Here is an 8,478-nt window from a genome sequence, read left to right as displayed (position 1 = left end):
GCAGCGCCGCCGCGTGGACCTCGCTCGTTGATGGCACCACTATCTGAAACACACGCGGCGGTAACGTAACGGTCTCAGTATTCTTCCTCGGTCGTCTCCAGCTCGCGCAGCTTCGCAATACCAGCGTCGGTAATGCGCCGGTAGCCTCCTTTCTCGTTCACGATCTCGACCAGCGGCGGACTGTGGCCTTCCATCTTCTTCAAACGGCGCTGGGTGGTCATCTGCACCCAGTCGGCCTCCCCAGTCTTCTCAAGGTTCCAGTGAATGACCTTCGGGGGCTCAGCAGATGGATAAATACGCGCCAGATAAGCCAATATGACATCGTCTTTTGGCTTCATCCAATATGCGCGGCCTCCTGCCATCCTACGTTTTTCACTGACGCCATTGCGTTGTTAAACATATCGCAATTGCTACCATTTGAGTCTACCGACCAACATTCCATGTTTCTATATCATAACAACACTTATTAGCGACCCACCATATCGACTCAGATAAGCGCCGCTCATCGGGACATTCACTCGGAAAACGATTTCCGGGGCCTGCTGACACAGGTTATCCCGGTGAGGGGTGCGACCTACCGCACACATGAACCCAAACCCCGCCGCCTTAAAGGTAATTCGGCCTTACTGGCCTGAATTCGCCCTGTGTCAGCGAGTTATGGGTATTGGCGGGAACTTAATGTGTGGTGACCACTCGGTCATTGATACAGTGGTGGGAGATGAACTGTTCACGAAAAACAAAGGGCGCGTGTCGTGCATTGACCGCCACCAGGTACCAATTGTTGCCGGTCAACGCACGCGCGTGCCACTGAAGCGAGGCGACAGATTGAGCGCCTCGCTGTTTCACCAATGGCAAAATCTGCTAAGACAAGCGCGCAAATAAGCACTGGCGTTTCAAATCAAGAATCGGAGTACCCGAAAGAAGGCGACTGCGGACGGTCCTTCTTCCGGCCAGAGTCCTTCTACGGCCATCTCGGGGAGTGTGAAGACTGTTCAACTGTCAATCACAAACTGAGCGAGTTCGGAGGTGGCTCCGAATGAGCAAGGTCGAGTGTCAACCCCGAGACCCCGAACGGCACACCCGGCCCGAAGTCGTCGGCATTCGCGAGAAGGGCTACCTCACGCTTTCGGAAGCAAAGGTCTCCACGCTAGACGCGGCAAGGTCGACGTGGATCACCTGCGACATCCGCGACACCGTTGAGGTGCGCCGATGAGCCGGAAGCTGAGCGTCGAGGAAATGGAGGACGAGTACGAGTTCTATCAGAGACGCGCACGCGAGAGCATCGAACTGGACGAGGACGAGGAGGGCGACGATGAGTAAGACCGCGTGGCAGCGACGTTGCGAGACGCACGAGCGCCGGGCGTCGGCGATGTGCGACCCGCTCCAGATGCACCTCGACGACCCCGAAGCAGAGTGGGACACGGAGGCGTTCGCGCTATGACGCGCGAAGTTCCACCCGAGCGCGACCTGTTCCAAGACGTTGCGCCGAAAGCTGTCGCGTGGGCATACGTTCTCGAAGCTCACGAGCAGGACAGCGGCGAGTGGAGTATCAGCTGCCCGGAGACGGGCGGCAATTGCGGGCGGTGGATGTACGCGGGCGAAAACGCGGTTGTTGATGCGGGTGAGTTCCGATGAGCACGAAGAAACAGCGGCCATTCGACGGGCTCGTCGGTGCGGCCGCACTGGCACGAGAAGATGAAGAATGGGAGACGGCTGAGAACGCGCTGTGTGAGGCACTGGCGCGTGTCCGGCGCGAGAAGGCCGAGGCATCGCGTGGTGGTTCGCAATGAGCACGTGGTCAGCTTCTGACGCAATGGGTAGCTCGGAGACTGACTCGGGGGTAACAAACACGAATCCGAAGTCGGTCGACGAGCAGATCCTGAGCGAAGAGGCAACCGAGTTCCATGACTACATGGACGAGAAACTCGACCGGGCTGAAGCGCCAGAAGAGCGCGAGGCGTTTGCAGAACACCGAAACGGCAAGTCGTCGAGAAAGACCGAGAACCGATTTCCACAGCCATCCTCATTCCAGCGCGAACACTGGCGACAACTCTGGGACGAGTGCGGCATTGACACGGACAGCGTGGTCTCGGTTACCCAGCTGCGGTTGATGATGGACGTCGCGAACGTCACCAATAGCCGCGACAACGCACACGAGGCAGCGAAAGCGGCCCAGCGGCGTGGCGACCTTTGCTCGCTGAACAAGCAGCAGTTCTGTCTCCGGAGTGACCAGCGATGACTGTCGGGTCTAGTGGATTTAAGACACGGCAAGGCGACAAACAGCACAGCAAGCTAAGAGAACAACGTCACGAAGAACCGAATTGGACACTTGGTTCTTACACGAGTGCGCGGCTTAGTCGTTCCGGTGCAGAGAGCCGCGGCTCTATCATCGCCTTCGGGCGGTTCGGTGACGGCCGGAGATCGCCACACCAACAGATGCGAGAACACCACGCCGACGTCGAGGGCGCCACGGTTGTTGGGAGAAGTTTTCTTTCTTCGAACACCGCCCCGAGGCCACGGGCCGGGGGGCTACAACACACCACTCGGAGCACCGAAACCCACCGCCGTATGGCGTTTACACATACAACATCCTGCTGTGGCGGGGGGTCGGTTCCCTCTCCCCCCTCCCCTGCCTCACAGCATAATGCTGTGAGTGGTGGTTGTGAGAAGGTGGGTGTCACAGCAGTTTGCTGTGACGGGTCTAATCGGGGGTGGTTGGCGTGAGTAACGGGCCGATGATTGATTGGATGGTTCCCGAGCAGGAGTGGGAGCGGTTCCGTCAATACGTCGTTGACAAATACGGCGTGGAGGACAGCTATCTCGGCCATGAGGCGGCTGCTGCGATGCGCGAGTATTCCGACACCGATGGCTTCGCCGACGCTGAGAAACGGCTTGACCAGCTTGTCTCGGCCGCGGGTCGCAGTCTCGGAGGGGAGTTCGAAGAACGAATCAATCAAATCGAACTCACTCCGACCACCCGCGTCACCGTCCGTGTTCACGAGGACATCAAAGACGAGTTCCGCGCGTTCGTGGCTGACTCCGACGACACCTACGGTCAAGCGTTCGCCCGTGCGATTCAAGAGTACCGCCTTGGTGGCCGCTCCGAGCGCCTCACCGAGAAGCTGGACCGCGTGTTCGACGACGCGGAGGCGCTGCTGGAGACCGTCAACAACGACTCCGACGGTGGCCTTCGGAAGAATGGCGTTGAGATGAATACCATCGCCATCTGCCACCTGCTCGACGACCAGTTCACCAACGACCAACTGAACGATGCAATCGTGGAGATAGTTGGCGACCCTACCGTCACGGAACGGACGCGGTCGAGGTACCGCAACCGTGTCGTCGACCGCCTGGAGGTAGAGCCGCACCCGTCCGGTTCGCCGGTTTGGATCACCGAGAAGACTGCCCGCGAGTGGGTCGGCGAACACGTCCCGCGCGAGTCGCGTCTGCCCGTGGAGTTCTTGGACCGAGAGCAGCGTGAACTCCGCGTGAAGTTCGAACTCGGCCGTATGGCGATGTCGAACTCGAAGGGTCGAAAGGGTGTCTCGGCGGCAACTGTCCGCACCGACATGTTCGGCGACGACGTCGCGAAGTCGACCGTTGGCGACATTGTCCGCTCGGTTGCAGAGGATGCGGCATTCGAGCTGCGGGAGACGCCAGACGCGCTCAAACTGCACGTCAACCTTGGCGAGATGAAGGAAAGCAACGCAGAGCTACTCACTCAAATTAGCGAATACTATCACGGTGAGAAATCCGAGGACACCGCTGAGGAGACTCGCGAACCGGAGCGGCAGAAAGAGAACAGCACGGACGTTCAAGACGAGTGGGACGCGCTCGACAGTGCGACCCCCAGCGCCATTGCTACCGATGGCGGTTACGACGGCGACGACGAATAACGAACTCACATGAAACGAGATATTCCAACGGAAGACGGCACGGTACCGACGATTACGACCAGAGACGACCAGTACGAGTATTACAACGCGTGCGAGCGTTCCAACGTGCCCTCGCTCTGCGTTGACGCTCTAAACGGCGTAAAATACGGCACCGTTGAGTACGACATGCTCCCGGCACAGGGCTGGACCGTTGAGGAAGTTGAATACGGCAACTCGACGATGGACTGGGAATGTAAAGCCCACATCACGGAAGACGGCATGCGAGAAATCAACCGAATCGCCCACACGTTCGAAGATGCCGAGTTCAAGGACAAGATGGGACATACCGCGCTTACCAAACCGCACGGGTTCTCCTACTCGGGGTACCCAAAGATGAAGATAGAGCACGCCGAGAAGCTCGCCCGCGAACTCGCACCAGTCGTGTTCGACGATGACAACTGGGAGGTCCCTGGCAACACGCGTGCGAGGTTCGACCTATGAGCGACTACATCTGTCCCGAGTGTGGTGGTGGGTTCCCGGAAGGCGCGCTCCTCGACGAGACCGCTTGTCCGTGGTGCCAGTTTATGTTTGGCGAGTACGCTGACCGGCGATAACTTTCACTCCGCTCTATCGCGCGTCAGCGGCCACCATGCCTTTCCTGTTGAGACGTCCTTGTTCGCCACCAGCCCAGCTGCCAGTAGCTGATTGAGTTTGTCGTTGACGGTCCTCTTTGCAATTGGTAGTTCTTCGGCGAGTTCTGGCGCAGTGACGACTGGGTTATACTCTGTGTCGATTTGCCTCTCGATCTCGCGAAGCACATCGTCATAATCGACGGTCGCAGGTGTGGATGCGTGGACATCGACTTTTGAGTGACAATCGCCGCACAACGTGACGAGGTTGCGTAACTCGTGAGAGCCGCCATTTCTCACGGGGTCTTTGTGGTGAACGTAGAGGTCGACATCGTCCATTGAATCGCCGCAAGTTTGGCACTGGTAATCATCTCTAACGATGGCTTCCCAGCGGCGCTTGTTCCAGTTGCTAGGACGCGACATGCACAAGCACGCACGGAAGCGCGAAATTAAAATCTATTCCCCGGTGTTCCACTCCCAAGGGTTCCAGTGGTTGTCGGGACGGCTCACCCAATCCGTCCGAGCTGCGACGAAGCCGAGACCGCCTTCCTTCCCGTCGTCTTTTGAGCCGTATCCCTTAGCCTGGGCGTTCCACCACGCGTCTTTCTTGTCGTCGAGGTCTCGGCCTTGGTCGTAGAACTCGGCGATGAAGTCTCGTTTGAACCCCTCGCCGTGTTCTCTGAGCCAGAGCAGCATCTCCACCAGAAGCCCGACACGCTCCTCACGTTTCGCTACAGTCTCGCCCGGAGCGGGCCACTGATTCACGGCCTCGCGCACCGCTTGGGGCAACTCAGCCGGTGCAGATTCGCGCTCCTCAATCGGTACCGATTGCGGTGCGGGTTCAGGCTCCGTGAGCGGCTCCGTGCGCGACATCTCTACGCGGACGTGCGATGGTGCCCAGAAAGCAACTCCCGACGAAATTGGCTTACTCTCGACGTCGCCAGCGGCTTCGAGCCGTCTTAGTCTGTCGAGAACCGTTCGGCGCTTCGCGTCGAGGTGTTCTGCGAGCTCGGGAGCATCTGCAACAGGGTCACCGGACTTCCGGTGAACATCGATAAGCGCGTCGAGTACATCATCCGTTGTGGGCGCGACCATTCCTATCCGCGCCTATTTCCGAATACCAATAGTTCCCGCTGTCTAAGGCGGCTCCGTGTCGGGTGCCTCTGCCGGTTCCGGAGACGGCTCCGCATTTCGTGCCGCATTCGGCAATCTCCGTTAGCAGAACGTGATAGCGCGCTGTACCGCCGAATCGCTTAAGTAAAGACAGTCAACATAACAGGTATGCCACGACCCGGATTGGCACTGTCCACCGAGATAATCGAGGCGGTAGCAGCGAAGCGCGGCCAGGACGAGGCCGGTCTTCCCGTCTTCTACGAGGCGATTGACCCCGAAGCGCTTCAGCGCGCCGTCGAGACGATGCCCGACAGCGGGACGGTAACGTTCCCGTATGCCGGGTTCGAGGTGACCGTTGAAGGGACCGGGACCGTGGCACTGCGGAAGCTCGCAGAGCACCAGGGTACGGAGGTGAGTTCGTCAGTATCGGCGGACTGAGCGCGTCATCACAGGACAGGTGTACCTGTCCCGCTATCATGAGTTCAGGACCATGTGTGGTCCACCTGTGGCGGTCCCGACACCCCGCCACGCTACTGCTGTCCTACTGTGCTACGTTCGTGAGTCGAGCGGAACGCTACTTAAAGAAATCAACGCCGAGAGGTAGTACAGACCTATGAGGTCCACTGCTCGCCGCACCGCTCGCACTGGTAATCCATGTTGCCGGCACTGGAGCGCACCGTGAACATTCCCGTCGAGTTCTCGCTACACTCGGGGCAAGGGGGCATCTCACCGTGTTCGGGGCGGGGATCGCGCAGCAGCCGATACTCGCCAGTCGGTTCGAATCGGTGTTCGGCGTAGCCAGCTGCCCGGAGTTGCTTGAGGTTGTTCCGGACGCTCTCCCTGGAGCGGCCTATCTTAGCGGCGACGTGGCCGACAGTCGCGCACGAACAGGGTTGTTCGGCGAACCAGTCGAGCATCTCGTTCATCGAGGGCGTGTCGTCAATTTCTCCCATCGCTTCCGTCATCGTTGCCTATTCTTGGCCCGCAATTGGCAATAAGCCTTCGCACCATGCTTGTGCGTAGTGCCTTGGCGCTCTGCAAAGACTTATGTTATCGGAGTTGTATGTGCTGTGTATGGAGGAAAGAATCCAGAAGCAAGCGACGGTCGCCCTCGACGTGAAGAAGGTCGACGGCGTCTGGCGAGCAACCGAGGGCGGCAACAACGTTACGGGGACTGGGTCGAACGTCCACGAAGCCATCATGAACTACGTGGAGATTTGCCGAGACATCTCGCAGGCCGGCGCTGCGGCCGCAGAAGGCGCGGCGAAGGTCGAGGTGGGTCCGTAATGCCTGCACGAGAGCACGAACAAGTCGAACAGAGCGACCTGTACAACGAAATCACGCTGGTTCGGCAACTCAACGACGACCCGACCAACGACACCGAGGCTGGCCTGATGCGGTTCGAGCCTGGGGCACATCACGACGGCACTGACTACGATGTGTTCAACGCAGTGGAGGACGGGCACGACTTCCTAAAAATACGATTCGAGACGCTAATCGTCGTCTCGCTTCCCGAACCGATGGAACAGCGCGAAGCGGCGGAGTACGCGCACGAGATGATCTCCGGCACTGCCGACGCGATGGGTGATTCTGATGAGTGACGCAACAGAATCGCAGAAGGTAGAACGACCGCCGTTCGTCGACCCGAACGCGGAGTACGTCCGCTGCTGGTTCTGTCAAGAGACGTGGTCGCCGGAAGCCGTCGACGGTCACGACCTCTCGACTGACGACGAGTATTATCCGAAGATGGTGCCGGTATGTCCGGGTGGGTGCCGATGACCCGCCGCGTGATGCTCGACCTGGAGACGCTCGGCCTCGACCCCGGTTGCGTCATCCTGAGCATCGGCGCGGTCGCGTTCGACGAGGACGGCCTCGGCGAGACGTTCTACCGCTCCATCAGCCTGAACTCGTGCGACGAGGCGGCCCTGGAGATCGACGCGGGGACGCTGGAGTGGTGGCTGGAGCAAGACGAGAACGTGCAGGAGCAGCTGGTCGGCGGTGACGAACTGACCGAAGTGCTCCACGAGTTCAGCGAGTTTTACTCCGGTGCGGAGGAACTCTGGGGCAACGCGCCGTCGTTCGACTGCGAGATACTCGCGGGGGCGTACGACGCGGTCAACGCGCCTGTCCCGTGGGAGTTCTACCACGAGCGGTGTTTCCGGACGCTGAAGAACCTGCCCGGCGCGGTCGACCTCGAACGGGAGGGCGACCATCACGACGCGCTGGACGACGCCGTGCATCAGGCCCGGCGTGCCTCGGCGACGCTCGCGGGGTGGTCGGAGTGACTGCTGAATCCTCGCAGGAAGTTCAGCACCCCGCGCCCGGTTCGAAGATGCCCGAAGGCGGTTCCGAGTTCTCGGACGAGGAACTCACGTGCCTGCGATGCGGCGCGCTAGCGACTCGGACCTACGAGGGCTGCACGGAGCGCCTCAGTTCCATCGACGTCTGTGAGAGTTGCCACACAGCTCTTGGCGAGTGGCTTCGAGGTGGCCGGTAATGCCTGGTGCAGAGTCCACGAGAGACGGTAGCGACGACGACCCTTCGCAGGGTGTCGAACGCGTCCTGTACCTAACGACACTCCGCTGTAAGGAGTGTGGGAACGGAACGACCTACGCTCACGAGGGACCGAACACAGCGATTGACCAAGAGGCCCCGTGGCCCGAGAACCCCGTTCTCTGTCCCGAATGCGGCACGTTCTACCCCGACGACCTCGCGGTTGTTATCGAGGAAGTGGCGAACGCGAAGCGTGTCGACCCCGAGAGTCAGGAGGCGATTCTGTGATGGCCGACCGTGATACGCTCTCCACGAAGGTAGAGCAAGACTCCGAGCGGCGGATCATCCACATGAAGCTACTGGACTCT

Annotated in this window: 16 protein-coding genes; 12 read left to right on the top strand and 4 right to left on the bottom strand. The window is 59.8% G+C overall.

The window, feature by feature from the left end:
• Positions 1-74 precede the first annotated feature (74 nt).
• Positions 75-338, bottom strand: coding sequence for a hypothetical protein (locus tag M1L36_RS21240; RefSeq protein ID WP_250875766.1), 264 nt, complete (start codon positions 336-338; stop codon positions 75-77).
• Between the two features lie 698 nt (positions 339-1,036).
• Between M1L36_RS21240 and M1L36_RS21235 the strand changes: the two genes are divergently transcribed.
• The 6 genes from M1L36_RS21235 (at position 1,037) to M1L36_RS21215 (ending at position 4,376) form a co-directional block, all read left to right on the top strand.
• Positions 1,037-1,213 (top strand): hypothetical protein, encoded by a 177-nt coding sequence (locus M1L36_RS21235; RefSeq protein WP_250875765.1) that lies wholly within the window; start codon positions 1,037-1,039, stop codon positions 1,211-1,213.
• Between the two features lie 99 nt (positions 1,214-1,312).
• Entirely contained in the window at positions 1,313-1,441 is a 129-nt protein-coding gene (locus M1L36_RS21510) for a hypothetical protein (RefSeq protein ID WP_305794634.1), read from the top strand.
• A gap of 190 nt (positions 1,442-1,631) precedes the next feature.
• The gene (locus tag M1L36_RS21230; protein ID WP_250875764.1) at positions 1,632-1,790 is read left to right on the top strand and encodes a hypothetical protein; all 159 of its coding nucleotides are present in this window, start codon (positions 1,632-1,634) and stop codon (positions 1,788-1,790) included.
• A gap of 23 nt (positions 1,791-1,813) precedes the next feature.
• Positions 1,814-2,239, top strand: coding sequence for a hypothetical protein (locus tag M1L36_RS21225; protein WP_250875763.1), 426 nt, complete (start codon positions 1,814-1,816; stop codon positions 2,237-2,239).
• Positions 2,240-2,735: 496 nt separating this feature from the next.
• Positions 2,736-3,896, top strand: a complete 1,161-nt coding sequence (locus tag M1L36_RS21220; protein WP_250875762.1) for a hypothetical protein — start codon at positions 2,736-2,738, stop codon at positions 3,894-3,896.
• A gap of 9 nt (positions 3,897-3,905) precedes the next feature.
• Entirely contained in the window at positions 3,906-4,376 is a 471-nt protein-coding gene (locus tag M1L36_RS21215; RefSeq protein ID WP_250875761.1) for a hypothetical protein, read from the top strand.
• A gap of 116 nt (positions 4,377-4,492) precedes the next feature.
• On the opposite strand, the gene M1L36_RS21210 is transcribed toward M1L36_RS21215, so the two are convergent.
• Positions 4,493-4,927 (bottom strand): HNH endonuclease, encoded by a 435-nt coding sequence (locus M1L36_RS21210; RefSeq protein ID WP_305794633.1) that lies wholly within the window; start codon positions 4,925-4,927, stop codon positions 4,493-4,495.
• 33 nt (positions 4,928-4,960) lie between these two features.
• On the bottom strand, positions 4,961-5,599 hold the full coding sequence (locus M1L36_RS21205) for a helix-turn-helix domain-containing protein (protein WP_250875759.1): 639 nt from the start codon (positions 5,597-5,599) through the stop codon (positions 4,961-4,963).
• Positions 5,600-5,785: 186 nt separating this feature from the next.
• Here M1L36_RS21205 and M1L36_RS21200 point away from each other — a divergent pair, with 186 nt between their 5' ends.
• Positions 5,786-6,055 carry a HalOD1 output domain-containing protein gene (locus M1L36_RS21200; RefSeq protein ID WP_250875758.1) on the top strand — a complete coding sequence of 90 codons (270 nt, stop codon included), beginning with the start codon at positions 5,786-5,788 and terminating at the stop codon, positions 6,053-6,055.
• 173 nt (positions 6,056-6,228) lie between these two features.
• Here the strand turns inward: M1L36_RS21200 and M1L36_RS21195 are convergent, their stop codons facing one another.
• A complete protein-coding gene (locus tag M1L36_RS21195; protein WP_250875757.1) occupies positions 6,229-6,582 on the bottom strand; it encodes a helix-turn-helix domain-containing protein in 354 nt (117 codons plus the stop codon).
• Between the two features lie 109 nt (positions 6,583-6,691).
• Here M1L36_RS21195 and M1L36_RS21190 point away from each other — a divergent pair, with 109 nt between their 5' ends.
• The 5 genes from M1L36_RS21190 (at position 6,692) to M1L36_RS21170 (ending at position 8,398) form a co-directional block, all read left to right on the top strand.
• Positions 6,692-6,904 (top strand): hypothetical protein, encoded by a 213-nt coding sequence (locus tag M1L36_RS21190; protein ID WP_250875756.1) that lies wholly within the window; start codon positions 6,692-6,694, stop codon positions 6,902-6,904.
• Positions 6,904-7,218 (top strand): hypothetical protein, encoded by a 315-nt coding sequence (locus M1L36_RS21185; protein ID WP_250875755.1) that lies wholly within the window; start codon positions 6,904-6,906, stop codon positions 7,216-7,218. The genes M1L36_RS21190 and M1L36_RS21185 overlap by 1 nt, the downstream gene beginning before the upstream one ends.
• Positions 7,211-7,396 carry a hypothetical protein gene (locus tag M1L36_RS21180; RefSeq protein ID WP_250875754.1) on the top strand — a complete coding sequence of 62 codons (186 nt, stop codon included), beginning with the start codon at positions 7,211-7,213 and terminating at the stop codon, positions 7,394-7,396. Before M1L36_RS21185 ends, M1L36_RS21180 begins: the two co-directional genes overlap by 8 nt.
• Positions 7,393-7,902 (top strand): 3'-5' exonuclease, encoded by a 510-nt coding sequence (locus tag M1L36_RS21175; RefSeq protein ID WP_250875753.1) that lies wholly within the window; start codon positions 7,393-7,395, stop codon positions 7,900-7,902. The genes M1L36_RS21180 and M1L36_RS21175 overlap by 4 nt, the downstream gene beginning before the upstream one ends.
• A 211-nt stretch (positions 7,903-8,113) precedes the next feature.
• Positions 8,114-8,398, top strand: coding sequence for a hypothetical protein (locus M1L36_RS21170; protein WP_250875752.1), 285 nt, complete (start codon positions 8,114-8,116; stop codon positions 8,396-8,398).
• Positions 8,399-8,478 lie beyond the last annotated feature (80 nt).

Source organism: Halomarina rubra (assembly GCF_023699475.1).
GTDB lineage: Archaea > Halobacteriota > Halobacteria > Halobacteriales > Haloarculaceae > Halomarina > Halomarina rubra.
Note: the sequence above shows the minus strand (reverse complement) of the source record. Positions and strands in the feature narration are given on the sequence as shown.